The following is a 24,500-nucleotide window of genomic DNA, read 5'->3' on the forward strand; positions in this document are numbered from 1 at the left end:
GTCGCCTTCGGCGCCTGGTTCATGCGCACTCACCGCCGCAACATGCAGCTCATCGGCGGCTGGCTCTCCGACTTCCTGCCGAAGGGCCTCTACGCGCGAGCGCTCATCATCATCATTGCGCCGATCGTCGTGCTCGAAGGCGTCATCGCCTTCGTCTTCATGGAGCGCCATTGGCAAGCGGTGACGCGCCGCCTCTCCGAAGCCACCGCACGCGACATCGCCGCTCTGATCGACATCTACGAGGAATATCCAAAGCGCGACGACTATAGCCAGCTCATCGAGATGGCGCGCGACCGCCTCAGCCTTTCGATGCAGGTGCTGCCGCCCGGTGATCTACCGGCACCGCGGCCGAAACCGTTCTTTGCCCTGCTCGACCGCGCACTCTCGGACGAGGTGCGAAAGCAGGTGCAAAAGCCGTTCTGGATCGACACCGTCGGGCAGTCACGCCACGTGGAAATCCGCGTCAAGCTCGAGAACGCGATCCTGCGCTTCGTCGCCACCCGATCGCAAACTTACGCCTCCAACTCGCACATCTTCCTGTTGTGGATGATCGGCTCGTCGGTGATCCTGCTCACCGTCGCCATCCTCTTCCTGCGCAACCAGATCCGCCCCATCCTGCGTCTCGCCGAAGCCGCCGACGCATTCGGCAAGGGCCGCAAAGTGGCGGAAGACTTCCGCCCCCGCGGTGCGCGCGAAGTCCGCCAGGCAGCCGTCGCATTCCTCGAAATGCGCGACCGTATCACCGCGCAGGTCGAGCAGCGCACCACCATGCTCGCCGGCGTCAGCCACGACCTGCGCACTATCCTGACGCGGTTCAAGCTCGAGCTGGCCCTGCTCGGCGATTCCCCCGAAGCGATCTCGCTGCAGGCGGACGTGCGCGAGATGCAGGACATGCTCGAAGACTATCTCGCCTTCGCCAAAGGCGATGGCGGCGAAGAGAGCACGCCCACCAACCTCAACCAGCTATTGCAGGACATCTACGAGGAAGCGCAGTACTACGACACGCACATCGAATTGAAGATGCGCAAGCGCCGGCGCGATATCGTGCTGCCGCTGAAGCGCCAGGCCTTCAAGCGCGCCATCACCAACCTCGTATCCAACGCGATCCGCTTCGGCGATCACGTCATCATCCGCGGTGCCGTTGAAGGCCAATGGGTGCGTATCGAGGTCGACGACGATGGCCCCGGCATTCCCGCAGCCGAGCGCGACAACGTCTTCCGTCCGTTCTACCGGCTCGATCACGCGCGCAATCAAGACGAGGGCAACACTGGCCTCGGCCTCGCCATTGCACGCGACATTGCGAAGAGTCACGGCGGCGACATCACCCTGGGCGAAAGCTCCATGGGTGGCTTGCGCGCCATCATCTCAGTGCCGCTGTAACCCAGCGACAGCCCTACGACGGCGCGCCGGGAGGCACCGGAGCTGCAGCATCCGCGCCCGGCTGCGGTGCAGGCGCCGTGCGGGCGGAACGCTTCTTCGCAGCATCGCAGCACGACTTGGCAAATCCGCACAGCTTGCCAAACACGCTGTCCATCTGCTGCAAGGCTTGCTCCCCGCGCCGCAGGCGCTGATCGAGCGCTGCCATCGTTTTCGCCAGTCCCGGGTCATCGTCGCTCAGCCACGTGCGATAGACGGAGGCGTAAAGGGCGCCGAGCCCGAGCGCGCGCACCTGCCCATCGAGCCCATCGGCGCGAATGCCGGCCGCGCGCAGCATCCAAGGCTGCGACCGGCCGACTGCACAAGCGAGCGTCGGATCGAGCGACCACGTCTCCGCAATCGAGCGCAGTGCAGGCTTATAGGCCGCCAGCACGTCGAACCGGCTCATGATCACCTCGAACAGCGCATCGCGAGCCGCCTGGCCGCCGCCGCGATGCGGCGCACGCGCCAGCACCGCGTCATCGACCGAGCGCACGAACGCCGCCAGTATCTCGTTCTTGCTGGCGAATTCCTTGCGCACATCGACCAGGCTGACCCCGGCACTCTCGGCGATCTGGGCCAGCGTCACGTCCTTCCAAGGACATTCGCCCGCTAGCTTCATGGCGGCGGTAATGAGCCGTCCGCGAATGGTCGTCTGATCAAGCATGGTGGCTCTCCTCGTTCCTTGCCCGAAAGATAATCAGCCTCGAAGCCCTTCCGAAGGCCGTGGGTGCCATCCCCTGCGGATAATGCGCGCAAACGTGCGCCGCTACAGCGCGAACACCCGCCGCAGCGGGCATAAGTCCCTAGGAACAAAGGGAAAAAGTCCTTGCTGCACACAATCTCGTGAAGCAGCGTCCGCCGGCTTGCCACTGATGTAACAGTATATCATAACTGGGGCGTGGCTGCGTGGCACTTCACGCGCAACTCGGCTGAAAACCTATCCTCCTTGGTTCTTTGGCTTTGGGTGCCCGCCGACCACGAAAGTGCCTGGGCCGCCGGGGCGAAAGCCCGCCCAGGCCACGCAAGAGACGCGGTCGCCGAACGGCCTGAGCCCCGCTCACTTCGCCAGTTCGCGACCGCGTTTTGTTGCCGCCGCCACCGCTGCGGTCATCAGCTCCTTCAGACCGGCTTCCCCGCCCAGCACTTCCAGTGCAGCCGCCGTCGTCCCACCGGGAGACGTTACGTTGCGCCGTAGCTCGGCCGGCGGGAGCTCGGACGCCTCTAGCAGAGCCGCCGAACCGATCACCGTGGCGCGCGCCAGCTTCTCGGCAAACGCCGCATCGAGACCAGCCGCGCGGCCGGCTTCGGCCAGGCACTCGGTGAGATAGAACACGTACGCGGGACCCGAGCCCGACACCGCCGTCACTGGATCGAGCAGCGCCTCATCGTCGACCCACATGACGTCGCCCACGGCGGCCAGCAGATCGTTGGCGAGCGCGCGCTGCACCGGCGTCACATTGCCATTGGCAACGGCCACGGTCATGCCGCGCTGAATCGCAGCCGGCGTATTCGGCATGGCGCGGACGACTGCAGCCTTCGGCGCATATCGCTCGAACGCCGCAAGCGGTCGCCCGGCCGCAATCGAAACAAAAAGCGTCTGCGGTCCCGCGAGCTTAGCAAGCCCCGGCATCACGGCATCGATCACTTGCGGTTTCACGGCGACGAGAATGACGGCCGGCGGCTGCGTCAGCTCGTCGATGGCCGGCACGACATCAATGCCATTGTCGGCGAGAAACGCAGCGACTGCGGGTGCAGGCGTCGGTTCCTGTACGATCACCTGCCGCGCATCGAGCCCGCGGGCGAGCAATCCTTCCAGGATCGCTCCCCCCATCTTACCGGCCCCTGCCAGCAGCAGAGGACCTTGCATTGTGAATTTCATGTGCCGCCCGCGAGAAAGCAGGGCGACGTGGCCGCCCCGGTTTAGGCCTGGCCCTCGGTCTCGAACATGGTCGAAACCAGCGCCTCGCGGCTCTGCTTACCCGCCCAGACGACGAACTGGAAGGCCTGATAGTAGCGCTCGCACCCCTCAAGCGCCGCCTGCAGCATCGCCTCGCACTGGGCCGAAGTCGCCACTGAGCCGTTCAGCAGCAGCGCGTGGCGGAACATCACCAAGCCTTCCTGGGTCCACAGATCGAAATGGCCGAGCCAGAGCTGCTCGTTGATCTGCGCCACCAGCTTGTACATTTCGTTGAGGCGGTTCTCCGGCACCCGGAAATCGAATGCGCACGCAAGGTGCAGCGCCTCGAGGTCGTCGCGCCAATTCAGCGACACATGATAATCGGTCCAGGTGCCGGCGATGACGAGGGTCAGCTCGTCGTCATTCGTCCGGTCGCAGGCCCAGTCGTGCGCACCAGCTAACCGCTCGATGAGATCGATCGGGTTCGTCACACGGCCGTAGCCAACGTGTTCAGCCGACATGCTTCGAGGATCCCTCTATGGTCTCGCGTTCTTTTTTATGGTCGATGCAAAAGCTACGCGACATCACGAGAGCAACTACTCAACCAACACGGGCGACGAAAACATCAGCCGGGCACGAGTCGCAAGTTCGGCCCGGCCTTGTCCACGGGCAAAGTACTTGTGAGGAAACCATTTTGTTGTCAGGCGGTGCGCGATTGCGCGAGTTGCTGCTCCAGCTCGGCGATGCGCGCTTCGAGTCTTTCGTTCTCCGCGCGCGCCTTCTCGGCCATCGCCTTCACCGCTTCGAACTCCTCGCGGCGCACCACGTCCATCTCGCGCAGGAAGCGTTCGCCCTGCGAGCGGAACACCTGTTCGGCCTCTTTCCTGAGGCCATCGGCCGCGCCAGCAGCATCCGTCATCAGCTTGGCAAACTCATCGAGGAAGCGATTGGTCGTCTGGGTCATGGGTATTTGCTCCGTGAGTTGCTCTTCTTGATAGAGACCGGTCGGACTATGAGCGCCACGCCTACCCCATTCAAGGCGTCCTCGACCCTTGACAGAGCGTCACGGCGCCGAAATCGTGCGGCGCCCGGATGGAGGGTGCCTAGCCCACAGGAGCGGCCGCTGACCGCGGCTTGTCGATTCTCATGAACATGCTGACCACCCTCTGGGCGATTCCCTTTCCCAACCTCGACCCCGTTGCGCTGCAAATCGGCCCGGTGGCGATCAAGTGGTATGGCCTCGCCTATCTGGCGGGACTGCTGCTTGGCTGGCTCTATATCCGCCGTCTCCTCAGCACTCCCTACCTGTGGGCCAAGGACACGCCCCCGTTCACGCCCGCGAAGGTCGACGACCTCCTCCTCTATATAACGGCGGGCGTTGTGCTCGGCGGTAGGCTCGGTTTCGTCATCTTCTATGAGCCGAGCTACTACATCGCCAATCCGCAGGACATTATCGCCGTTTGGAAGGGCGGCATGGCCTTCCACGGCGCCCTCGTCGGCTGCGCCATCGCCATCTGGGCCTTCGCCCACCGCAACAACGTCAGCCCGTGGAGCACGGGAGACCTCGTGACAGCAGCGGTGCCGATCGGTCTTTTCTTCGGCCGCATCGCCAATTTCATCAACGGCGAGCTGTTCGGGCGCCCCACGACGATGCCCTGGGGCATGGTGTTCCCCGAAGCTGCCATCCACTACCCGCAGGTTGAGCCGACGCCGCGGCATCCGAGCCAGCTCTACGAGGCAGCGCTCGAGGGGCTGCTGCTGTTTCTCGTCCTGCGTCTGCTGACGCACCATTTCGGTGCCCTGAAGCGCCCCGGCCTCGTCAGCGGCACCTTCCTCATCGGCTATGCGCTCGCCCGCTCGACCGGTGAGCTGTTCCGCGAGCCGCACTTCGCGCACGCCTTCAACATCGGCCCGCTCACCGCCGGCATTGCATACTCGATCCCGATGTTCATCCTCGGCATCGTCGTTGTGCGCTACGCGCTGAGCCGCAGCGCGAAGTGACGGACGGCCCCACCCCACAGGTGACGCCGCTCGCGCGTCATCTCGCCGAGCGCATCGCCCGCGACGGCCCCGTTTCCGTCGCCGACTACATAGACGTATGTCTCCAGCACCCCGAGCATGGCTATTACCGCCGCCAAGCCGCCATCGGCGCTGCCGCCGATTTCGTCACCGCGCCGGAGATCAGTCAGGTATTCGGCGAGCTGATCGGATTATGGTGCGCCGTCGTCTGGCAGCAGATGGGCACGCCCGCTTCGCTGCGGCTGATCGAGTTGGGGCCCGGACGCGGCACGCTGATGCGCGATGCCTTGCGCGCTGCCCGCCTCGTCCCCGCATTCCGCGCTGCGCTCCACATCGAGCTTGTCGAAACCAACGAGACGCTGAAGCAGCTGCAGCGCGCAGCGCTCTGCGACGAGGAACTGCCACTGGAGTGGAGCAGCAAACTTGCCCCGCGCTCCGGTGCCACCATCGTCATCGCCAACGAGTTCCTCGACACGCTTCCAGCCGATCAGTTCGTGTGGCGCAACGGTGCGTGGCACTCGCGCTGTGTCGGGCTCGATGCCTCGGGCGGCCTCCAATTCATCGATGGACCGGCAGCGGAAGCGAACCTCCCCGGCTCGCTCCCGGCACCGACGGACGGCGACATCTTCGAGCATCGCCGCACTGCCTACGCACGCCTTGCTGGCGATCTCGCGGCGCTCGGCACGCCCCTCGCCGGACTCTTCATCGATTACGGGCACACCGAGCCGAACTACGGCGACACGCTGCAGGCGGTCCTTGCGCACCGCTACACCAATCCGTTGCAGACGCCCGGACAAGCCGACCTCACCATGCAGGTCGACTTCACCGCATTCGCTCACGCCATCGCCGCCGCCGGCATGCGCTGCGATGGCCCGCTTCCTCAAGCTGAGTTTCTCGGCCGCCTCGGCGCCGTCGAGCGCGCTTCAAGACTGATGGCGGCCAATCCCGCGCGCGCCGCCGAGATCGAATCCGGCATCGCCCGCCTCCTTGCCCCGACGGGCATGGGCGGCCGATTCCAAGTTCTCGGCATACGAAGCGTTGACGTCTCTCCGCTACCACCCTTCACCTGAGGAACACCAGAACGCATCCGCCGAGGCCGAGGCCCATGCTGCAACCGATAGAAGCAACCGCGCTCGCCAGTTCGAAGCGCATCCGCCACGGCTTCTTCACGCGCCCCGGCGGTGTATCCGAGGGGCTCTACGCCGGTCTCAACTGCGGACCGGGCTCATCCGACGTGCCTGCCAACGTCGTTGAGAATCGCGCGCGCGTTTCCCGCCACCTCGGCGGAACCAATAGTGACGTGGCGACCCTCTATCAGATCCACAGCGGCATAGCCGTCGCCATCGACGCCCCGTTCGCGCCCGACCAGCGGCCCAAGGCCGACGGCATCGTCACGCGGACGCCTGGGCTCGTCATCGGCGTGCTCACGGCCGACTGCGCCCCAGTCCTCTTCGCCGACCCCGAGGCCGGCGTCGTGGGCGCTGCCCATGCCGGCTGGCGCGGCGCCGTCGGAGGGGTCCTGGAGGCCACGATCGCCGAAATGGAGAATCTCGGGGCGCGGCGAAATTGCATTATCACTGCAATTGGCCCGGCCATTAACCAAGTTTCATATGAAGTAGGGCCAGACTTTGAAGCGGCCCTGCTCGAAAGTTGCGCGGACAACAAAATCTTTCTTTCGCGCAAAAGTCCCAACGAAAAGGCTCATTTCGACTTGCCTGGCTATGTCGAGACGAGACTTCGCAAGAGCGGCGTCGCTGAGGTTGAGAGGCAATCCCCGTGCACGTACCTGAACGAATCGATGTTTTTCAGCTTTCGGCGCTCCCAACACCGATCGGAGCCCGATTACGGCCGTCAAATCTCCGCCATTGTCGTGGCTTAATTGCACAATCCACAATGGCGTCCTGCGTTTTCTTCGGGGAATTGCGTTAGGGCGCCGGGACGTTCGGATTCGATCTGGACGCGGCTTTGATGACTGGTTAGACGATTCTTAGAGAGGTACCGGTCATTAGGGAGTGTAAGGCCGCAGGGTTCGTACGCCGGCCGCCGGAACAAACAGCGAGTACTCAACGGGGGAGCGTCGCCGTGACGACCTTTGATGCTGCTGCGGCTTGGCAAAAGACAAAGCCAATAGCATTCGCAGTTATCGCAGGCTGGATGTGCATGGGGCTGGCCGCATGCGAGACAGCCAGCTCTGTTACATCCTTATTCAGCTCATCGGGTAGCGATGCGCCGACCGCGTCGGTCGCAAGCCCGCCGCCGATGGCTGCGCCACGCGGTGCACAGTTCGCAGTAGCGCCGGTCATCGGCCCGCCTGAGAACGTTTCCAATGAGCTGCGCACGCAGCTCATCGCCGATCTCGAACGCCAGAACCTCCGCGTCGCCAAGTCTCCGGACGAGCGCGCCGAATACACGCTGCGCGGATACGTCGTCTCCTCGCTCGAGAAGAAGGGCAACAAGTCGAAGGTGTCCTACATCTGGGACGTCACCGACGCCAACGGCAAGGGCGTTCACCGCGTAAGCGGCGAGGAATCCGCGCCTGCCGGCAAGGGCAAAGATCCTTGGGCGGCCATGACGCCTAATCTGGTGCAAGCGATCGCGGCCAAGACGGTCACGTCGGTTGCTGGCTGGATGCCCGGTGGCGGCGCCGCCGTCGCCAGCAACGGCAGCATGGTTCAGACGGCAGCAGCCACGACGCCGTCCTACGCAGCGCAGAAGCCCCTGGTTACCGGCAGCGTTGCCAGCAGCGGCCCGATCAACGCTCTCGTACCGGTCGTGACCGGTGCGCCGGGCGATGGCAGCACCGCACTGCGCGCGGCCCTTCAGCGTGAGCTCTCCCGCAGCGGCGTGCCGCTCTCGGATGCGCGCACGGCGAACACCTACCTCGTCGAAGGCAAGGTGGCGATGGGCACCGGCAAGGATGGCAAGCAGCCGATCACCATCGACTGGAGCGTGACCGACCCGCACGGCAAGCGGCTCGGCACCGTCTCCCAGAAAAACGAAGTTCCGCAGGGTTCGCTTGACGGCTCCTGGGGCAAGACGGCCGACGCTGCTGCCGCAGCAGCCGCACAAGGCATTGTTAAGCTCCTGCCTCAACCGACGCAGAAGACCAGCTCTAACTAACGCACCAGGTCGCTCATCTGGCACCTGGGTCGTTTAGACCGATGGCATTGCGAGGGCCCCGCCGTTTACAGGCGCGGGCCCTCTTGCTAGAAGCCCCCTTCTTAGCGACCCCGGCAAGCGGCTGTGGAGGCGTAAATGCCCTTCGATCCCCGTCCTGAGGGCCGGGCAACTCCGACGATGAAGATTGTCGCCGGAAATTCCAATCGACCACTTGCGGAAGCGATCAGCGCGCACCTCAAGCTGCCCCTGACCAAAGGGCAGGTGAAGCGCTTCGCCGACATGGAGATCTTCGTCGAGATCCAGGAGAACGTCCGTGGCCAGGACGTCTTCGTCATCCAGTCGAACTCCTTCCCGGCCAACGACAACCTGATGGAGTTGCTGATCCTGCTCGACGCGCTGAAGCGCGCATCGGCAGCTCGCATCACCGCTGTCATTCCCTATTACGGATATGCCCGTCAGGACCGGAAGCCTGGCCCGCGTACGCCCATCACCGCCAAGCTCGTCGCCAACCTGATCGAGCGGGCCGGCGCCGACCGCGTGATGACGCTGGACCTGCACGCCGGCCAGATCCAGGGCTTCTTCGACATCCCCACCGACAACCTGTTCGCTGCCCCCGTGATGGTCCGCGACATCCAGGAGCGCTACAAGGGCAACAACCTGATGGTTGTTTCGCCTGACGTCGGCGGCGTGGTGCGTGCCCGCGCCCTCGCCAAACGCATCGAAGCGCCCATCGCCATCTGCGATAAACGCCGCGAGCGCCCCGGCGAATCCGAGGTCATGAACGTCATCGGCGACGTGAAGGGCATGCGCTGCATCCTGATCGACGACATCGTCGATTCTGGCGGCACGCTGGTGAATGCTGCCGAAGCGCTGCTAAAGAACGGCGCTGTTGAGGTGATGGCCTACATCACCCACGGCGTGCTCTCGGGCGGCGCCGTCAGCCGCATCCAGGCCTCTAAACTGAAGTCGCTGGTCATCACCGACTCGATCCAGCCGACTGCCGCCGTCCTCGCCGCCAAGAACATTCGCGTGCTGTCGATCGCACCGCTGATCGGCGAGGCCATCCTGCGCACCGCGCGCGAGGAAAGCGTCTCGAGCCTCTTCTACTGACCGAACGGAAAACGATGTTGGGTTGAGGCGCAAAGCTCAGAACCCAACATCCCAGTTCCCACTGTCATCCCGGGCGCAGCGAGCATCGCGAGCAAGACCCGGGACCCAGCAGAAGAGCGCGCACCTCCGCGGCGAGATCAAACCGCCTCTAGCGGCCCGTGATCGTCGCAATGATCGCCGTGCGGATGATGCAAATGACCGTCGACCAGATAGTCGACGTGATCGCCGTGCGGCACAGCCTCGTGTCCGCAACCAGGACCATGCTTGTGCCCGGGCTCGTGCCCCGCGCAGCGATGCTCCGGCGTGCACCTGTCGGGGTTCTTTCCCGACACTTCGATCACATGCTCATCGACGTGATCACCATGCATGTGATGCAAGTGGCCGTCGTGCAGGTAATCGACATGATCGCCGTGCTGCACGGCCTTGTGGCCGCAGCCCGGTCCGTGCTGGTGCGTGTGATTTGCGTGATGCGGATCCGAACACGTCGACATGGGCGCCTCCCGATGCGAGTCATCGAACGTTGGCGCCGATCCTACGGCAGTCGCGCGGCATTGACCAGTCGAGTTGTGCTCGACGGCCACTGCCGCGCGCGACGCATTAATTCAGCTTCACCGATCCGAAGAGGCGAACGCTAGCGCCCGGCAGCAGAACTTCCTCCTTGAGGAACGACGAGTGGTTGCGAACCTCCTGGTCAGCAAGGTTCTCGCCCTTGATGCCAATCGTGGTCACCGGCGTGATGCCATCGTGCGTCTCGCCGCGGTACGTGTAGCTAAGCTCCGCCGAAACAAGCGTGTATCCTTCGGTAGAAGTCTCGCCGAGACCGATCTGATCCTGATCGAAGGCGTGCAGCACACCAGTCCTGAAGAACCAAGCCGGGTCGCGGTAGAAGATACCACCGCCGAGGCGGTGTGGCGGGATGCGCGGCACGTATTCTCCGTCCGCGAACTCAGCGTGCACGAAGTCGTACTGGCCATCGACGCCCCAAAGACCGTTCCAAACGCGCCCGACATCGTACTGCGCCGTGAGCTCGGCACCGTAGAAGGTCGCGTCGCGCTGCTGGAAGGTCACCTGCTGCAGGTCGCCGGAACCGCCAAGGGCACATGAGGCGAGGTTTTCTTCGCAGAACACGCCTGGCGTGACCTGCCTGTAGATGAAGTCCGAGAACTGCGTGTAGTAGACGCTGGTATCGAAGCGCAGATCACCCTTCGCGCGTTTGAAGCCCAGTTCGATGGTCTTGGCCGACTCGATGCCAAGATTGGGATTTCCGATCTCGAAGGTGCCGCTGGCCTCGTGCGCCCCCTTTGAGAACAGCTCTGTGGCTGCCGGTGCGCGCTCCACGTATGCTGCCGTGACGCGAGCGACGATGTCGCTTGGCAGTTCATAGAGGGCACCAATGCTGGCGCTGAGCGGCGTATAATCACGCTCGCCTTGGAACACGACGGGATTGTCCGGGTCGGTGACGTCGGTCCAGCCTAGACCGTCGACGGTCGTGTTCTCGATGCGCCCGGCCGCCTGCAGCCGCAGATATCGCGAAACTTGCAGCTCTTCGAACATGAACCCGGCAACCTGGTCCGTCGTTGACGGCTCCAGCAGGTTGTCGGCGTCATCTTCGAACGCCAGTCCCGTCGTCTTGCGGTGACCGATTTGGATGCCGGCGGCACCACGCAGCTCGCCCAGCGAGGTCGCGAACGCCTGATGCTCGACCTCGATGCGGCCCTCCTGTTCCTTGTTGAGGAACCGCGCGCCGATCTCCCCTTCCGGCGACACCTCGTTGTGCTGGTAGTCGCTTGCGCCGAACCAGTAGCGGATCGCTTCGATGCCGTTCGAGTTCACGCGCCATTCGCCCTTCGACATGATCTTATCCTGCTGCATGTCGATGTGTGCGTCCTCGCCGGGGATCCCATAGAGGCTGTTGAACTCGGTGAACGAAACGCCTGCATAGCCGTCATGCCCAACGAACGAGCCGCCGAACGACACGCCATCGGTATCGACGAACGAGTTGGACTGGCGTCCTTGCGGTGTGTCGTAGTCGTCCGCCTTCCGCTTGAACGCATCGGCATGAAAGACGAAGTTGCCGGAACCGGCGTTCGTGCTGAATCCCCCGTCGCGCCCCTCATCGACCGATGTGACACCGCCGCGGATCTCCGCGTCGAACCCATTGCGCGGCATGTACGATGGAATGCGATTGTTATCGACCGACACCACGCCGCCGATCGCCTGGCTGCCGTAACGCAGCGTAGCGGGGCCGCGTACGACCTCCACCTTGTCTGCAGCGTAAGGATCGACGGGAACGGCATGGTCTTCGGAGATCGCCGACACGTCCTGCGTGCTGATGCCGTTCTCCTGAATGCGGACGCGGTTTTCATCGAGCCCGCGGATGATCGGCCGGTTGGAACCTGGCGCGAACGTCGATCCGATGATGCCTGGTTTATTCATCAACGTGTCGGTGATCGTCGGGCCGGCGGTGGCTTGGATCTCGCGCGAGGTGGCGACGGTGACCGCTACGAACGCGTCATCATCGACGATGGCACCGGGCAGCGGTTGCAGCTCCGGCGCCGCTGGCGCGCCCGAGGGAGCCGGTGCAGAGGCCGTCGACGCTGTTTTCCGCTTGGTGGACTTCTTCGGCTTCGCGATCGGGCTCGCGCTCGTGGTGACGGTCACCGCGGGCAATTCCACAACACCGCTTGAATTGGTCCCCGACGCCGCTGGCGCCGCCGTCTGCGCCGCAACCGACGCGCTACTCATCATCAGCGCCGCCGCAGCGACGCTGTACGCAACTGATACTCTCACGGATACGCCCCCTAACACGCAATACGGATGTTATAATATCCATTAACTAACCCTGGTCAACCCGGGGTGCGCCGGTCGCTATGACATGGGCTCGCAAGTGCAGACTGTGAGCCACACTGCGTTAGCCAGCGGCCAGCGATCGCATCGGCCGGTCGATCGACTTTAATTTCGTCAGGTCAGGAGATCAGCCCGCCGTCCCATTCAAACGCAGATCACCCAGAGATGCGGTCCGTGCAAGCGCGGCAGCGGCCACGCAATTCGAGCGTCATGCGCTCGACAGCGAACTTGGACTTACGCGCCCACGCCGCCAGGCGCTCGACCGCGCCGGGTTCGTCGAACTCCGACACCGTCCCACAGTCATTGCAGATGGCGAACACTGCCGTGCCCTCATGGCTGGGGTGCCGGCAGGCAACGAAGGCGTTGATCGATTCCAGCCGGTGTGCCTGCCCGTCGGCGATCAGCCGGTCGAGCGAACGATAGACGGTCTGTGGCGCAAGGCTGGCCTTCTCGCGCAACTCCTCGATCAGCTCGTAAGCACTCACGGGGCGGCCGACGTCGCGCAGCGCATCGGCAATCATCTTGTCCTGCTCCGGGGCAGCACGGCGCTTTGGCAGCTTGCGCGTCATCGATTCGTCCAGGCTTTTGCAGCTATGAATTGAACTATAACATTAAAAGCGCGCGCTACGCATACAATGGCCGCCGATCGCCTTTATCGTCGAGCGCTCCCACAGCCGCAAGCCACGGGCCTCGCCGCCCCGGGTTAACCCTTCTGGCGAGCCGGATTTGGCAGCCCTCCGGACATTGCCAACCCCCCGCCCGAAGGCTATAAACCGCGCCATCTCAAGCAAAAACGCGTGAGACGGCGCCCGGCACCCTTGGAGGCCGCGCCGCGTGATAGGGCCGCAAGGCCCTGATTCTTTTGGAGAAACAGCCATGGCTCAGCAACCGATCGAGCTGAAAGCCACGGCGCGCCCGCGTGCCGGCAAGGGGGCCGCACGCCAAGCTCGTCGTGAAGGAAAAGTTCCAGCGGTCATTTATGGCAACGGCGAAACGCCCGTAGCCATCGCCCTCGACTACAACGACCTGTGGAGGCAGGTCCTCAAGGGCCACTTCACCTCCACCGTTCTCGACATCGACGTCGAAGGCACGAAGTCGCGCGTTATTCCGCGTGACCTTCAGGTTGACCCGGTGAAGGATCTGCCGGTGCACGTCGACTTCATGCGCATCGCCAGCGACGGCCGTATCCGCGTCGAGGTCCCCGTTCGCTTTGTCAACGACCAGGCCTCGCCCGGCCTGAAGCGCGGCGGCGTGCTCAACATCGTCCGTCACGATGTCGAAGTCATCTGCCCCTGGGATCACATCCCGCCATACTTCGAGATCGACCTCACCGGGCTTGAGATCGGCCGCTCGATCCACGTCTCGACCATCGTCCTGCCGAAGGACGCCGAGCTCACCATCAAGGACCGCGACTTCACCATCGCCACCATCGCCGGCGCAGTGAAGGAGTCCGAATCCGGCGCTGGTGCAGCTGCTGGCGACGCCGCCGCCGCTGCAGGCGCAGCCCCAGCCGCCAAGGCTGCTGCTCCTGCCGCCAAGGCCGGCGCTGCCCCTGCCGCCAAGGCTGCAGCTCCTGCTGCCAAGCCCGGCGCAAAGAAGTAATCGAACTGCGGGCGCGGCTCAGGCTGCGCCCGCATTCCTCTGCGCGGGGCGATGCCAATGAAGCTGTTCGTTGGATTGGGAAACCCAGGCGCAGAATACGCACGCCACCGCCACAACGTGGGCTTCATGGCCCTCGACAAGATTGCCGACGCGCATGGCTTCAGCGCGTGGCGCAAGCGCTTCCAAGGCGAGACCGCGGAAGGCACGATCGGCGGCGAACGCGTCGTTCTTCTGAAACCAGCAACCTACATGAACGAGAGCGGCCGTGCCGTCGGCGAGGCCGCGCGCTTCCTCAAAATTCCGCTCGAGGACATCTACGTCTTCCACGACGAGATAGACCTCGCCCCTTCCAAGCTGAAAGTTAAGTCCGGCGGCGGCAATGCCGGCCACAACGGACTGCGTTCGATCTCTGCCCACATGGGCAACGACTACACGCGCGTTCGCATCGGCGTCGGCCATCCCGGAGCCAAGGAAGCTGTCGCCCGTTACGTGCTGCACGACTTCGCCAAGGTCGAGTATACTTGGCTCGATCCTATGCTGGACGCCATGGCCGATGCAGCGCCGTTTCTCGCCAAGGGAGACAGCGCACGCTTTCTCTCCAACGTCGCCCTCAAGATGAACGCGGACGACGAGCCGGAAACGACGCCCGCGAAAGCCTCCGCCTCGCCGAAGCCCAAGCCCGCACCGCGAAATCCACATCCCGCTGGCGAGCGTCAGTCGAAACGTGCCACCGCACTTGCTGATAACTTGAAAAAGTGGCTTGCCGGACGCGGCGACAAGGAATGATGTCTCGGCCGTCTTGAAGACGAGCACGGGAGCGCTTATTCCCCCCGCATGACCGCCATCATATCGATCAAAGATCTGTCGAAGACATATGCCGGCGGCTTTCAGGCGCTGAAGCGTGTCGACCTCGATATCGAGCGCGGCGAGATTTTCGCCCTTCTCGGTCCCAACGGCGCGGGCAAAACCACGCTGATCTCCATCATCTGCGGGCTCGTCAATCCGACGACCGGATCCGTCACCGTCGATGGCGGCGACATCAAACGCGACTATCGCCGCGTCCGCGAGATGATCGGCCTCGTCCCGCAAGAGCTGACCACGGATCACTTCGAGACCGTATGGAATGCGGTATCATTCAGCCGCGGCCTGTTCGGCAAGGCACCCAATCCCGGCTACATCGAGAAAATCCTTCGCGCCCTTTCGCTATGGGAGAAGAAGGACAACCGCATCATGGAGCTTTCGGGCGGCATGAAGCGGCGCCTCCTGATTGCCAAAGCTCTCTCGCACGAGCCCTCGATTCTGTTCCTCGACGAGCCGACCGCCGGCGTCGACGTCGAGCTGCGCAAGGACATGTGGCAGGTGGTGCGCGATCTGCGCGCAGCAGGCGTCACCATCATCCTCACTACGCACTACATCGAGGAAGCCGAGGAGATGGCCGACCGCGTCGGCGTCATCACCAAGGGTGAATTGATCATCGTCGAAGACAAGGCCGAGCTGATGCGCAAGCTCGGCAAGAAGCAGCTCACTTTGCAGCTCAGCGCGCCGCTGTCCGAAATTCCGGGCGCACTCGCCAAGCACGAGCTCGAGCTGTCCAACGGCGGGAACACGCTGACCTACACCTATGATACCCGCGCCGGCCGCACCGGCATCACCTCGCTGCTCGATGATATGCGCTCAGCCGGCATCGGCTTCTCCGATCTCGACACCACGCAATCTTCGCTCGAAGACATCTTCGTCGATCTCGTCAGGAGCAAGAAATGAACCTGCACGCGATCAAAGCCATCTACATGTTCGAGATGTCGCGCGCCATGCGCACGGTCATGCAGAGCATTATCTCGCCTGTGATCTCGACCTCGCTCTATTTCATCGTATTCGGCGCGGCCATCGGCTCCCGTATCCAGCACATCGAAGGCATCAGCTACGGCGCCTTCATCGTGCCGGGCCTCATCATGCTGCAGCTCTTGACGCAATCGATCTCCAACGCAGCGTTCGGCATCTATTTCCCGCGCTTCACGGGAACCATCTACGAAGTGCTTACGGCCCCGATCTCGCCGCTCGAGATCACCCTCGGCTACGTCGGAGCAGCGGCCACCAAGTCGATCGCGCTCGGCCTCATTATCCTCGCTACCGCCGCCGTATTCGTCGATCTGCACATCGCCCATCCGCTGGCGATGCTGGCATTCCTCGTGCTGACAGCGCTGACGTTTTCCCTGCTCGGCTTCATCATCGGCATCTGGGCCGACGGCTTCGAGAAATTGCAGGTCATTCCTCTGCTCGTTATCACGCCACTGACATTCTTGGGTGGCACCTTCTATTCGATCAACATGCTTCCGCCGTTCTGGCAAAAGGTGACGCTATTCAACCCCGTGGTCTATCTCGTCAGCGGATTTCGCTGGAGCTTCTATGGTGTTGCAGACGTCAACATCTTCGCCAGCTTGGGCATGACGGCGCTGTTTCTGCTTATCTGCCTGGGGGTTATCTGGCGCATCTTCAGCACGGGCTACCGTCTCAAGACCTGACATTCGCCCGCATCCAAGCTTGCGCAAGCAACGGCGAGAGGCCACTGTAACCACGCGTCGCCCGGGGGGCGTTCTACGCGCGGTGGTTGGCATCGACAGGGGAGCGACACATGAACGGTATCATCAATTCCATCGTCCAGTTTCTGCAGCAGGGCATCGCCGCGATCTTCAGGTTCCTGCAGCTCATCTGGACGTGGTCGTTCGGTCAGATCGTCTCGATTTTCTCGTCCGACTGGCAGGCCTTGCCGATCTGGAAGATCGTCATCCTCGTCGTCGCGCTGGTGGCCATCGCCTACATTCTCTATCGCGCCGCGCTCGTGCTCTGGTCCGGCGTCGTCGCCCTATTCCAGGCCTTCGTCGCGCTGCTCAGCACATTCGTTTCCGTGTTGCCGCAGATCGTCATCGCCGGCTTGATTGCCTTCGGCGCCGGTTACGTCATCCAGCACGTAAATTTCTGAGCCTGACGACAGCGCAGCGCTTCGCTTTCGTATCTCGCGTCCCACTAGGATTTGCGCCATGCCCGACCTGCTCACCGGCCTGCAATGGTACGCCATTGGAGCCTTCGTCACCGGCTTTGTCTTGTCGTGGATCGTCTGCGCCGTTTCTGTTCCCGCGGACGCACTCGTCGACCCGGACGACGAGGATCCTCGGCGCAGCCTCTTCTGGTGGCTACGACGCGGCTATCGCGTTTACGATAAGGGCACTGGCTGGTGGGACCGCGTCTCCTGGTTCCTCGGTCTTTTCAAGACCAACGCAGGCGTCGCCATGCTCGTTGGCACCACGGCGGTCGGCGGCACCTACACAGCTCTAGAAATCCGTCATCGGGTCATTGAGCCGATGAAAATGGAAACCGCGGCCATCAAGCCCGAGGTCGAGCCCGAGATGCGGCAGACCCGCAACTCCACGGTGTTCGCAATCGAGGGCAAGGACAAAGCCGGACGCACGGGCTCGTTTGATGTCGTAGTTCTGAACAAGAGCTTCCTTTGGGTGCGCGGCAGCTCCGATGACCTCGAAAAAGATGGACAAACCATTCCCCGCGCAGATGTTGCGGCTGCCGTTCTAGACGATGAGGTGCGCACTGCGCTGTCCGACGCGAAGGAAGTGATCACGGTCGGCACCGCCTCTCAGGAGGGCAACGCCGCCGAGGAGGTCGCCCGCGCCGAGCGCCGTGCCAAACAAGCCGCAGCGCTGGTTTCCACCGCCGTCGCGCAGAACGTGCCGATCTACACGCTGAACCTCGGCCAATACCGCGAACCCTGCGCCGATTGCGAGACCGGCGGCACCAGCTGGCAGCGGCCGTTCATTGTCATCGCCGTCAAGCAGTCGGACCCCGGCACCAACATCGGCGAAGCGCTTGCCGACGCTATGAGCGGCAAAGAGAAATTGCCCAGCCCCACGAGCTATTCCACCTTCGCGCTCACGCAGTTCCGCTGAGGCGCAACTGCCGCGCTATCCGGCCGGCAGGTTGATGACAACGCGCAGGCCGCCCGCCGGCGACTGGTCTAGCGCAATCGTGCCGCCGTGCGCTTCAACGATCTGCTTTGCGATCGCGAGCCCCAATCCGCTGCCACCCGTCTCTCGGCTGCGTGACGTCTCGCGCCGGTAAAACGGCTCCAGCACCAGCGCGCGCTCCGCCTCGGGAATCCCGGGTCCCTTGTCATCGACCGTAATGCGCCATCCCTCATGCCGGGCACTGACGGTGATGTCCGGTGCACTCCCGCCATAGCGAACTGCGTTGTCGACGAGATTTGTGAACAGCCGGCGCAGGGCAACCGGATCCGCTCGCATCATCAGCGCGCCTGCTGGCGTGGTGAGACTGACGCCCGAATAATCCTGCACCACGATCCGCAAGACCTCGCCGAGGTCCACGTCGTTGAGTTGTCTTTCCGGCGCCATGCCCCGCGTCACTGCGAGCGCATCGTCGATCAGCGCCGTCATTTCGTCGAGGTCGCGCTCTGCCCGGGCACGCTGGTCGCCACCTTCAATCATCTCAGCGCGCAGTTTCAGACGCGTGATGTACGTCTTGAGGTCGTGTGATACGGCCCCCAACAGGACGGTTCGTCCCTTGATCAGCGTTGCGATGCGCTCCTGCATGCGGTTGACCTCTTCGATCAGCCGCCGCAGCTCTGGAGCCCCACGTAGCGCGACACGATTGGGTTGCCCATCACGCGCAAAGCGCGCCACCGACCCCGACAACGCCTTCAGAGGCCGTGCCTCTCGCCATACGGCAAATAGCGCCGCTATGCCCACCAGAGATCCAAGCACGCCCACCCAGAAACCTGGCGGCATTCCGAACAGGCGCCGTGCAATCTCTCCGCGCGTTTCGAACACTGCATACCCGCCGCCTTTCAATCCAACCGCCACGCGCAGTGGAAACTGCGCCAGCCGCCACAACTTTCCGCGCCCAAGCTGCCAATCGCCTATCGCATCCGGATCAGCCGTCGCAATGATTTCGCGGCTGCCCAGCGCTCCGACGTAACGATTTATCAGCCACTCGATCCCGCGCAGTCGTCGAATATCGGCGGGCACTTCGGGCGCGTTCGGCGACAGGCTGACGTACAGGGTGTCGGTGCTGACGGCCGCCAGAACTGTCTGTCGCTGCACCTCGTCCGACTTCTCCAGAAGATCGACGATCGCCGCCATCTGGTGCGGCAATGGCAATGCCGACGGCAGGGGAGCGATCGGGGACCGCGATACGTAGCTCAGCCCCGCTCCCAGCGCCCACAGCGCGACCAGCGCCAGCATTAGGATAGCCGATACGCGTCCGACGAAACCGAGCCGTCCGAACACTCACACCTCCTCGACGCGCGCGGAAAGCATGTAGCCCGCGTTGCGGAGTGTCTTGAACAGCGGCGTTTCACCGATGTCGACTTTCTTGCGCAGCCGGCTGATCTGCACATCGATGGTGCGGTCGAACGTGTCCGCGCGCCGCCCGCGCGTCCAGTCCATCAGCTGCTCGCGCGACAAGACGCGCCCCGGCCGCGTGACGAAACACTCGAGTAGATCGAACTCCGCGCTCGTCAGGTCGATGACGGCCTCACCGCGGGCAACGGTGCGCGTATCGAGATCGACCGTCATGTCGCCGATCTTGAATTGCCGTTTTGCGATTGGCGCCGGCTCGTTGCGTCTCAGGATCGCCCTGATCCGGGCCACCAGCTCGCGCGGATTGAAAGGCTTCGGCAGATAATCGTCCGCGCCCAGCTCCAACCCGACGATGCGATCGACGTCCTCGCCGCGTGCTGTCAGCATGAGGATCGGCACCCGCGATGCGGCACGGAGCCTTCGGCAGATGGAAAGCCCATCTTCCCCGGGCAGCATCACGTCGAGCACGATGAGGTCCGGCTCGCCGAACACCGCCAGATACCGGTCGAGCGCGGAAGCACCATCACCGACCTCCGCTCGGAACCCCTGCTTGCGCAAATAGCCCTGTACCAGAGACCGGATCTCCGGATCGTCCTCGATGACAAGAATGTTCGGCCGCTCGCTCATGGAGACGATGTGAAGGAACATCGCCCACTCTGGCAAGTCCAGCGCCCGGCACGGTTACAAAACGAAAAACTGGCCCCAGCTTCTCGCAACACCCCAGCAAAACTGAGCCCGCATCTTCTCCTCGTCGCGCCACCCCGGCGCTTGGTTAAATGGAGAAGACGTCATGATCCTATCGAAGTCTCACCTTACCGCCGTCTGCACGGCCACCCTGCTGCTGGCTGCCGCTGCCACTGTCGCGGAGGCTGGCTGGTCACGATCGGGTGGCGGAACGGGCCCCAATGGCCGCAGCTGGTCGCGGTCGGGCTCCTGCGCTAATGGCGCGTGCTCCTCGCATCGCAGCTACACCGGCCCCAACGGTGGAACCGTAAGCCGCAGCGGAGCCTCCAGCTGCGCCAACGGCACCTGCGGCTCTTCGGCAACCTGGAGCGGACCCAACGGAAACGCCGTAACGCGCAGTGGCTCAGTCACGCGCTACTGATCCGGCGTGCGGCGGGGAAGTGGGGCCCGCCGGTCCCTTCAACAAGCCTTCTGCAACGGATTGCACCATGCGCAACGCTGTCGTCGCAACGTCACTCGCCCTCGCAACGCTCTTCGCCACGACGAGCGCGACCCTCGCCCAATCGTCGCCACCGCTGACTGAAGCCGATATCTCCGCACTCGCCCACAATCCTGCAATCAAAGCTGCCGCCTCGGCTTGCTCCGACGATCGCTGGCGGCTCTGCCCGGCAGTCATGCCCGGCGGCGGTCGCATCGTCCGTTGCCTCGCCGCCAATCCCGATGCGCTCAGCCCCGGATGCCGAGCTGCAATTCTCAAGGCGCGTGACCAGGTGGCCGCCACCCGAGACGGCAACGCTTCTCCCCCACCGGCTAAATAGCCGGTGCGCGCGCAGGTTCAGGTTTGACAGCTCCTTTCCTGCACCTGCGCGCACCCCCGTCAGTCGATCAGCTTCGAAAAGGTTGCGCCATGCCCGACCTGCCAGCGTTCCTGATAAACGCCAAACCACCGCTATTCGGCTTCTTTCCCATCGCTCTCGCCTTCATCGCGCTCGAGCTCATCTACATGAAGCTCGCGCACCACGATGCCGACCATGACACGAGCGAAACGGCGGCCTCCGTCGGGGTCGCCATCGGCGATATCCTCGCCCGGATGATCACTGGCGTAATTGCCGCTGTGCCCTTCTACGTCTGCTATCGGCACCGGCTGCTCGACATCCCCCTGAACACCGCCTGGGGCTGGATCGCCCTCTTTCTTGGCACGGAGTTCTTCTACTACTGGTTCCATCGCGCATCGCACCGCATACGCTGGCTGTGGGCGACGCACGCGGTGCATCACTCGGCAACGCATTTCAATCTGTCCGCTGCCATCCGCCTCGGATGGACCGGAACGATCAGTGGTGCCTTCGTCTTTTTCCTGCCATTGGCGATCATCGGATTCCATCCGCTCGCCATCGGGCTGATGCTCGGCCTCGGTCTCGTCTATCAGTTCTTCCTGCACACGGCGCTGCCGGTGAAGCTCGGACCGCTCGAATGGATATTGAACACCCCGCAGCATCACCGCGTGCATCACGCTTCCAACGAGACCTGCCTCGACAAGAACTACGGCTCGGTACTGATTGTCTTCGATCGGCTGTTCGGGACCTTCACCGCTGCACCCGCCGATGAACCGTTGCGGTTCGGCCTCAAGGGCCGCGAGCCGAGCAACAATCCCATTCGCATTGCCCTCTCGGAATGGAGCCATTTGTGGTGCGACGTGAAGAGGGCCCCCACCCTGCGCGCCAAAGCAAAAGTGCTGATCAGCGCGCCTTGAGCGCTGAGGCTCACTTGGCGCGCGCCAGACTTTCCAGATCCGCGCGCAAGGCGTCCGGATTGCGCGACAGCATCCGATCGATCTCATCGTGCGTCGTGCGCCAAACGGGCACGGCGCGCGCGAGAAGCTTCTGACCCGCCGTCGTGATCTTCAGCCGCCGGCTGCGCTTATCCTTTTCGTCGACGACGATCTTCAGAAGCTTGCGCCGCTCCAACGGCTTCAAGTTTGCGGTCAGTGTCGTGCGATCCATCGCCAGCAGCTGGGCGATCTCACCAATCGTCGGCGCCACCGGTCGATTGAGCGACATCAGCAGAGAGAACTGACCGTTCGTGATCTCGAACGGGCGCAGCACGTCATCGAAATGACGCGCGATCGCACGAGCCGCCCGCTGCAAATGCAAACACAGGCAGCGATTGCGAACCTCGTGCGTAACCGACAGCGGAAGCTCATCGAGCATTGACATGCTCTCAATTACGTTGATATCAACATAAAGTCAATTGAGGTTGGAAAGACTTGAGGAGCAGCTCATGTTGGAAGTGCTGACATACGTCGCCATCGCGCTCACCGCCGCTATTGCCGTCACGCTGTTCATCGCATCGCGACGCCCCGACGAGTTCTACGCGGCTCGGTCCCTGAAGATCGTGGCACCGCCCGCACGCCTTCACGGCCTCATCAACAACCTGAAACTCATGAACACCTGGAACCCCTACGCTCTGCGCGATTGTGGGGGCACGGCCCACTACTCCGGACCCGATGCCGGCCCAGGCGCCACATTCCATTTCGCTGGTAAGAGCGGCACCGGCTCTGTCAGCGTCACCGACACATCACCGTCGATGATCGGCATGCGTCTCCTGATGACGAAGCCGTTCGCAGGCGACAATCGCGTCGAGTTCACGTTGAAGCCCATCGGCGATGCGACAGAAGTCACGTGGGCGATGAAGGGTGTGGCGGGGCTGCCCGGAAAAGTCTTCTCGCTGTTCGTCAACTGCGAACGCATGATGGCGCGCGATTTCGACGAAGGCCTCGCCAACCTCAAAGCCATAGCCGAAACAGTTTGACAGAGACCGGGAGAGCGTCATGGCAGTAACCTTCGCCCCACACCTCTGGTATGCGGCCAACGCCGAGGAAGCCGCGCGCTTCTACGCATCGGTGATCCCCGCATCCTCCGTCGACCGCGTGACCACGCTGCCGGCCGAAACACCATCGGGCCCGGCAGGCTCCGTCTCGGTCGTCGAGTTCACGCTCGCAGGCACTCCCGTCATGGCGATCTCCGCAGGCCCGCATCACGAATTCAACGATGCCATCTCACTCGTCCTCACATGCGATACGCAGGACGAGATCGACAGGCTCTGGAACGGGCTGTTGCAAGACGGCGGCAGGCCGGTGCACTGCGGCTGGCTCAAGGATCGCTATGGCGTCTCTTGGCAGATTGTTCCGCGCAGGCTGGGCGAGTTGATTGCACACCGTGACAAAGCACGCGCCGCGGCCGTCACTAGAGCCATGCTGCGGATGGTCAAGCTCGACATAGCCGAACTCGAAGCGGCCGCCTGATCGGTCGGCGTCGGGGCTTGCCCGAAAACGTAACAATGTTACGTTAGCCCGCCTTCGAATAGCGGGAGATCACCCATGCCGAGCCAGTCTAACCCATCGACAGAGGTCAGCGCCTCAGAGGCCCTGGCTCGTATTGTCCGTGATTTCGCGGCCGACAGCGGCACCGTCCACTTCCTTGGCGAGGATGGCCTCCTGCATCTCGCAGCCGTGACCGATGGCATGCCCGAGCCGGTGCTCGCCATCATCCGCACCATCCCCGTAGGCAAGGGCATGGCCGGCCTCGCCGTCGAGCGCGCTGAGCCGGTCAACGCGTGCAACATCCAGACCGACACCAGCGGCGACGTGCGCCCGGGCGCCAAGGCCACTGGTCTCTCCGGCTCCATCGTCGTTCCCATCTTCGCCGGCGAAGCCGTCGTAGGCGCGCTCGGTGTCGCCAACCGCTCGGAGCGCACCTTCACCGACGCCGAGATATCCGCGCTGCTCGCCGAAGGCCGCCAGCTCGCCCCCCTGCGTGCCAACTGACACGCTCCAGGCGCGCATTTGCCGCTGGCGCAAAACGATTGCGCCAACGATCCATCCCGATCCAGAATGTCTGCCTGCGCATCTTATGCGGATGATCTTCCTGCCGAGCATGGAGGAACGTCGTGGCAAGACTTGCAGCCATCGTGCTGGCGCTATGCGCCTTGTGCCCCGCGCCCGCTGCGCGCGCCGAGCCGGTCTATGACTTCGTCACCAATTGCCGCCACCAGCGCCTCGGCGACTGCTTCGCCTTGATCAACGAGCGCCTCAATGTCCTCAATAGCGGAGCGCACCCGAGCATATGCCTGCCGCGTGCCTTCGGCGGCCTGATGCTTGGAGACGGCGTCGTCCCCGTCTCCCTGCTCGAGCACGTCCGGGTTAAGCTTTCCGCCGCCCGCTTCGGCCACTCGGGCGACGACGCAAACGCCACCATCGCCAGCATTATCAACGGCATTTACCCTTGCGAGCGCCCCCGCGCGGCCATGGCCCCGGTTCCGGCGACCCGCCCCCGTTGATCTGCGGCAACACCGGGCTTCACTTTTGCAGCCGAAGCCTCTAGGCATGCGGCAACCTCCGGCTGAGCCCCTCCGCTCGCCTCCCA

29 protein-coding genes are annotated in these 24,500 nt (G+C 63.5%); 19 read left to right on the forward strand and 10 right to left on the reverse strand.

The window, feature by feature from the left end:
- The first annotated feature begins 21 nt into the window (after positions 1 to 21).
- Positions 22 to 1,380, forward strand: a complete 1,359-nt coding sequence (locus tag NDB2M4_RS07190; RefSeq protein ID WP_072373342.1) for an ATP-binding protein — start codon at positions 22 to 24, stop codon at positions 1,378 to 1,380.
- Positions 1,381 to 1,393: 13 nt separating this feature from the next.
- Here NDB2M4_RS07190 and NDB2M4_RS07195 read toward each other — a convergent pair whose 3' ends face one another.
- The 4 genes from NDB2M4_RS07195 to NDB2M4_RS07210 form a co-directional block, all read right to left on the reverse strand.
- The gene (locus NDB2M4_RS07195) at positions 1,394 to 2,083 is read right to left on the reverse strand and encodes a TetR/AcrR family transcriptional regulator (RefSeq protein ID WP_072372445.1); all 690 of its coding nucleotides are present in this window, start codon (positions 2,081 to 2,083) and stop codon (positions 1,394 to 1,396) included.
- A gap of 393 nt (positions 2,084 to 2,476) precedes the next feature.
- Positions 2,477 to 3,298 (reverse strand): pyrroline-5-carboxylate reductase, encoded by an 822-nt coding sequence (gene proC, locus NDB2M4_RS07200; protein ID WP_072372448.1) that lies wholly within the window; start codon positions 3,296 to 3,298, stop codon positions 2,477 to 2,479.
- A 41-nt stretch (positions 3,299 to 3,339) separates the two neighbouring features.
- A complete protein-coding gene (locus NDB2M4_RS07205) occupies positions 3,340 to 3,837 on the reverse strand; it encodes a type III secretion system chaperone family protein (protein ID WP_072372451.1) in 498 nt (165 codons plus the stop codon).
- Positions 3,838 to 4,016: 179 nt separating this feature from the next.
- Positions 4,017 to 4,280: an accessory factor UbiK family protein gene (locus NDB2M4_RS07210; protein WP_072372454.1), complete on the reverse strand. Its 264-nt coding sequence runs from the start codon at positions 4,278 to 4,280 to the stop codon at positions 4,017 to 4,019.
- A gap of 188 nt (positions 4,281 to 4,468) precedes the next feature.
- Between NDB2M4_RS07210 and lgt the strand changes: the two genes are divergently transcribed.
- The 5 genes from lgt (at position 4,469) to NDB2M4_RS07235 (ending at position 9,565) form a co-directional block, all read left to right on the forward strand.
- Positions 4,469 to 5,317, forward strand: a complete 849-nt coding sequence (lgt, locus tag NDB2M4_RS07215) for a prolipoprotein diacylglyceryl transferase (RefSeq protein ID WP_348533034.1) — start codon at positions 4,469 to 4,471, stop codon at positions 5,315 to 5,317.
- Positions 5,314 to 6,405 (forward strand): class I SAM-dependent methyltransferase, encoded by a 1,092-nt coding sequence (locus tag NDB2M4_RS07220; RefSeq protein WP_072372457.1) that lies wholly within the window; start codon positions 5,314 to 5,316, stop codon positions 6,403 to 6,405. The genes lgt and NDB2M4_RS07220 overlap by 4 nt, the downstream gene beginning before the upstream one ends.
- A gap of 35 nt (positions 6,406 to 6,440) precedes the next feature.
- Positions 6,441 to 7,214, forward strand: a complete 774-nt coding sequence (gene pgeF / locus NDB2M4_RS07225) for a peptidoglycan editing factor PgeF (RefSeq protein WP_072372459.1) — start codon at positions 6,441 to 6,443, stop codon at positions 7,212 to 7,214.
- A 380-nt stretch (positions 7,215 to 7,594) separates the two neighbouring features.
- Positions 7,595 to 8,455 (forward strand): hypothetical protein, encoded by an 861-nt coding sequence (locus NDB2M4_RS07230; RefSeq protein ID WP_244536080.1) that lies wholly within the window; start codon positions 7,595 to 7,597, stop codon positions 8,453 to 8,455.
- 177 nt (positions 8,456 to 8,632) lie between these two features.
- Positions 8,633 to 9,565, forward strand: a complete 933-nt coding sequence (locus NDB2M4_RS07235; RefSeq protein WP_072372465.1) for a ribose-phosphate pyrophosphokinase — start codon at positions 8,633 to 8,635, stop codon at positions 9,563 to 9,565.
- 137 nt (positions 9,566 to 9,702) lie between these two features.
- On the opposite strand, the gene NDB2M4_RS07240 is transcribed toward NDB2M4_RS07235, so the two are convergent.
- The 3 genes from NDB2M4_RS07240 to NDB2M4_RS07250 form a co-directional block, all read right to left on the reverse strand.
- On the reverse strand, positions 9,703 to 10,056 hold the full coding sequence (locus NDB2M4_RS07240; protein WP_072373348.1) for a hypothetical protein: 354 nt from the start codon (positions 10,054 to 10,056) through the stop codon (positions 9,703 to 9,705).
- Positions 10,057 to 10,162: 106 nt separating this feature from the next.
- Positions 10,163 to 12,355, reverse strand: a complete 2,193-nt coding sequence (locus NDB2M4_RS07245; protein WP_244536081.1) for a TonB-dependent receptor — start codon at positions 12,353 to 12,355, stop codon at positions 10,163 to 10,165.
- A gap of 212 nt (positions 12,356 to 12,567) precedes the next feature.
- A complete protein-coding gene (locus tag NDB2M4_RS07250) occupies positions 12,568 to 12,981 on the reverse strand; it encodes a Fur family transcriptional regulator (RefSeq protein WP_072372471.1) in 414 nt (137 codons plus the stop codon).
- A 307-nt stretch (positions 12,982 to 13,288) separates the two neighbouring features.
- Here NDB2M4_RS07250 and NDB2M4_RS07255 point away from each other — a divergent pair, with 307 nt between their 5' ends.
- From NDB2M4_RS07255 to NDB2M4_RS07280, 6 genes are all read left to right on the forward strand, one after another.
- On the forward strand, positions 13,289 to 14,014 hold the full coding sequence (locus NDB2M4_RS07255) for a 50S ribosomal protein L25/general stress protein Ctc (protein ID WP_072372474.1): 726 nt from the start codon (positions 13,289 to 13,291) through the stop codon (positions 14,012 to 14,014).
- A gap of 57 nt (positions 14,015 to 14,071) precedes the next feature.
- Positions 14,072 to 14,800, forward strand: coding sequence for an aminoacyl-tRNA hydrolase (pth, locus tag NDB2M4_RS07260; RefSeq protein ID WP_072372477.1), 729 nt, complete (start codon positions 14,072 to 14,074; stop codon positions 14,798 to 14,800).
- A gap of 48 nt (positions 14,801 to 14,848) precedes the next feature.
- A complete protein-coding gene (locus NDB2M4_RS07265; protein ID WP_072372481.1) occupies positions 14,849 to 15,775 on the forward strand; it encodes an ABC transporter ATP-binding protein in 927 nt (308 codons plus the stop codon).
- Positions 15,772 to 16,533: an ABC transporter permease gene (locus tag NDB2M4_RS07270; protein WP_072372484.1), complete on the forward strand. Its 762-nt coding sequence runs from the start codon at positions 15,772 to 15,774 to the stop codon at positions 16,531 to 16,533. The genes NDB2M4_RS07265 and NDB2M4_RS07270 overlap by 4 nt, the downstream gene beginning before the upstream one ends.
- Before the next feature lie 110 nt (positions 16,534 to 16,643).
- Positions 16,644 to 16,991 (forward strand): hypothetical protein, encoded by a 348-nt coding sequence (locus tag NDB2M4_RS07275; protein WP_072372487.1) that lies wholly within the window; start codon positions 16,644 to 16,646, stop codon positions 16,989 to 16,991.
- 58 nt (positions 16,992 to 17,049) lie between these two features.
- Positions 17,050 to 17,967 carry a hypothetical protein gene (locus NDB2M4_RS07280; RefSeq protein WP_072372490.1) on the forward strand — a complete coding sequence of 306 codons (918 nt, stop codon included), beginning with the start codon at positions 17,050 to 17,052 and terminating at the stop codon, positions 17,965 to 17,967.
- 15 nt (positions 17,968 to 17,982) lie between these two features.
- On the opposite strand, the gene NDB2M4_RS07285 is transcribed toward NDB2M4_RS07280, so the two are convergent.
- Both NDB2M4_RS07285 and NDB2M4_RS07290 read right to left on the reverse strand, forming a co-directional pair.
- Positions 17,983 to 19,323 carry a sensor histidine kinase gene (locus NDB2M4_RS07285; RefSeq protein WP_072372493.1) on the reverse strand — a complete coding sequence of 447 codons (1,341 nt, stop codon included), beginning with the start codon at positions 19,321 to 19,323 and terminating at the stop codon, positions 17,983 to 17,985.
- Entirely contained in the window at positions 19,324 to 20,022 is a 699-nt protein-coding gene (locus NDB2M4_RS07290; protein ID WP_072373351.1) for a response regulator, read from the reverse strand. It abuts the gene before it with no gap.
- 163 nt (positions 20,023 to 20,185) lie between these two features.
- Between NDB2M4_RS07290 and NDB2M4_RS07295 the strand changes: the two genes are divergently transcribed.
- From NDB2M4_RS07295 to NDB2M4_RS07305, 3 genes are all read left to right on the forward strand, one after another.
- Positions 20,186 to 20,500 (forward strand): hypothetical protein, encoded by a 315-nt coding sequence (locus NDB2M4_RS07295; RefSeq protein ID WP_244536082.1) that lies wholly within the window; start codon positions 20,186 to 20,188, stop codon positions 20,498 to 20,500.
- Between the two features lie 67 nt (positions 20,501 to 20,567).
- Positions 20,568 to 20,897, forward strand: coding sequence for a cysteine rich repeat-containing protein (locus tag NDB2M4_RS07300; RefSeq protein ID WP_072372496.1), 330 nt, complete (start codon positions 20,568 to 20,570; stop codon positions 20,895 to 20,897).
- Positions 20,898 to 20,986: 89 nt separating this feature from the next.
- Complete coding sequence (locus tag NDB2M4_RS07305) at positions 20,987 to 21,829, forward strand: sterol desaturase family protein (RefSeq protein WP_083555995.1); 843 nt, start codon at positions 20,987 to 20,989, stop codon at positions 21,827 to 21,829.
- 10 nt (positions 21,830 to 21,839) lie between these two features.
- On the opposite strand, the gene NDB2M4_RS07310 is transcribed toward NDB2M4_RS07305, so the two are convergent.
- Entirely contained in the window at positions 21,840 to 22,292 is a 453-nt protein-coding gene (locus NDB2M4_RS07310) for a MarR family winged helix-turn-helix transcriptional regulator (RefSeq protein ID WP_072372499.1), read from the reverse strand.
- A 64-nt stretch (positions 22,293 to 22,356) separates the two neighbouring features.
- Between NDB2M4_RS07310 and NDB2M4_RS07315 the strand changes: the two genes are divergently transcribed.
- From NDB2M4_RS07315 to NDB2M4_RS07330, 4 genes are all read left to right on the forward strand, one after another.
- The gene (locus tag NDB2M4_RS07315; RefSeq protein WP_072372503.1) at positions 22,357 to 22,887 is read left to right on the forward strand and encodes an SRPBCC family protein; all 531 of its coding nucleotides are present in this window, start codon (positions 22,357 to 22,359) and stop codon (positions 22,885 to 22,887) included.
- 19 nt (positions 22,888 to 22,906) lie between these two features.
- On the forward strand, positions 22,907 to 23,380 hold the full coding sequence (locus NDB2M4_RS07320) for a VOC family protein (RefSeq protein ID WP_072372506.1): 474 nt from the start codon (positions 22,907 to 22,909) through the stop codon (positions 23,378 to 23,380).
- Between the two features lie 75 nt (positions 23,381 to 23,455).
- A complete protein-coding gene (locus tag NDB2M4_RS07325; RefSeq protein ID WP_072372509.1) occupies positions 23,456 to 23,902 on the forward strand; it encodes a GAF domain-containing protein in 447 nt (148 codons plus the stop codon).
- Positions 23,903 to 24,024: 122 nt separating this feature from the next.
- Complete coding sequence (locus NDB2M4_RS07330; protein ID WP_072372512.1) at positions 24,025 to 24,414, forward strand: hypothetical protein; 390 nt, start codon at positions 24,025 to 24,027, stop codon at positions 24,412 to 24,414.
- The last annotated feature ends 86 nt before the right edge of the window (positions 24,415 to 24,500 follow it).

Origin of the sequence: Hyphomicrobium sp. NDB2Meth4 (assembly GCF_900117445.1) — a bacterium.
In the GTDB taxonomy this organism is placed as follows: domain Bacteria; phylum Pseudomonadota; class Alphaproteobacteria; order Rhizobiales; family Hyphomicrobiaceae; genus Hyphomicrobium_A.

Bases quoted from the DNA above. Each gene is read 5' to 3' on its own strand.
- NDB2M4_RS07190 (WP_072373342.1), top strand. From the start codon at position 22: ATGCGCACTCACCGCCGCAACATGCAGCTCATCGGCGGCTGGCTCTCC.
- NDB2M4_RS07195 (WP_072372445.1), bottom strand. From the start codon at position 2,083: ATGCTTGATCAGACGACCATTCGCGGACGGCTCATTACCGCCGCCATG.
- proC (WP_072372448.1), bottom strand. From the start codon at position 3,298: ATGAAATTCACAATGCAAGGTCCTCTGCTGCTGGCAGGGGCCGGTAAG.
- NDB2M4_RS07205 (WP_072372451.1), bottom strand. From the start codon at position 3,837: ATGTCGGCTGAACACGTTGGCTACGGCCGTGTGACGAACCCGATCGAT.
- NDB2M4_RS07210 (WP_072372454.1), bottom strand. From the start codon at position 4,280: ATGACCCAGACGACCAATCGCTTCCTCGATGAGTTTGCCAAGCTGATG.
- lgt (WP_348533034.1), top strand. From the start codon at position 4,469: ATGCTGACCACCCTCTGGGCGATTCCCTTTCCCAACCTCGACCCCGTT.
- pgeF (WP_072372459.1), top strand. From the start codon at position 6,441: ATGCTGCAACCGATAGAAGCAACCGCGCTCGCCAGTTCGAAGCGCATC.
- NDB2M4_RS07230 (WP_244536080.1), top strand. From the start codon at position 7,595: ATGGCTGCGCCACGCGGTGCACAGTTCGCAGTAGCGCCGGTCATCGGC.
- NDB2M4_RS07235 (WP_072372465.1), top strand. From the start codon at position 8,633: ATGAAGATTGTCGCCGGAAATTCCAATCGACCACTTGCGGAAGCGATC.
- NDB2M4_RS07240 (WP_072373348.1), bottom strand. From the start codon at position 10,056: ATGTCGACGTGTTCGGATCCGCATCACGCAAATCACACGCACCAGCAC.
- NDB2M4_RS07250 (WP_072372471.1), bottom strand. From the start codon at position 12,981: ATGACGCGCAAGCTGCCAAAGCGCCGTGCTGCCCCGGAGCAGGACAAG.
- NDB2M4_RS07255 (WP_072372474.1), top strand. From the start codon at position 13,289: ATGGCTCAGCAACCGATCGAGCTGAAAGCCACGGCGCGCCCGCGTGCC.
- pth (WP_072372477.1), top strand. From the start codon at position 14,072: ATGAAGCTGTTCGTTGGATTGGGAAACCCAGGCGCAGAATACGCACGC.
- NDB2M4_RS07265 (WP_072372481.1), top strand. From the start codon at position 14,849: ATGACCGCCATCATATCGATCAAAGATCTGTCGAAGACATATGCCGGC.
- NDB2M4_RS07270 (WP_072372484.1), top strand. From the start codon at position 15,772: ATGAACCTGCACGCGATCAAAGCCATCTACATGTTCGAGATGTCGCGC.
- NDB2M4_RS07275 (WP_072372487.1), top strand. From the start codon at position 16,644: ATGAACGGTATCATCAATTCCATCGTCCAGTTTCTGCAGCAGGGCATC.
- NDB2M4_RS07280 (WP_072372490.1), top strand. From the start codon at position 17,050: ATGCCCGACCTGCTCACCGGCCTGCAATGGTACGCCATTGGAGCCTTC.
- NDB2M4_RS07290 (WP_072373351.1), bottom strand. From the start codon at position 20,022: ATGAGCGAGCGGCCGAACATTCTTGTCATCGAGGACGATCCGGAGATC.
- NDB2M4_RS07295 (WP_244536082.1), top strand. From the start codon at position 20,186: ATGATCCTATCGAAGTCTCACCTTACCGCCGTCTGCACGGCCACCCTG.
- NDB2M4_RS07300 (WP_072372496.1), top strand. From the start codon at position 20,568: ATGCGCAACGCTGTCGTCGCAACGTCACTCGCCCTCGCAACGCTCTTC.
- NDB2M4_RS07305 (WP_083555995.1), top strand. From the start codon at position 20,987: ATGCCCGACCTGCCAGCGTTCCTGATAAACGCCAAACCACCGCTATTC.
- NDB2M4_RS07310 (WP_072372499.1), bottom strand. From the start codon at position 22,292: ATGTCAATGCTCGATGAGCTTCCGCTGTCGGTTACGCACGAGGTTCGC.
- NDB2M4_RS07315 (WP_072372503.1), top strand. From the start codon at position 22,357: ATGTTGGAAGTGCTGACATACGTCGCCATCGCGCTCACCGCCGCTATT.
- NDB2M4_RS07320 (WP_072372506.1), top strand. From the start codon at position 22,907: ATGGCAGTAACCTTCGCCCCACACCTCTGGTATGCGGCCAACGCCGAG.
- NDB2M4_RS07325 (WP_072372509.1), top strand. From the start codon at position 23,456: ATGCCGAGCCAGTCTAACCCATCGACAGAGGTCAGCGCCTCAGAGGCC.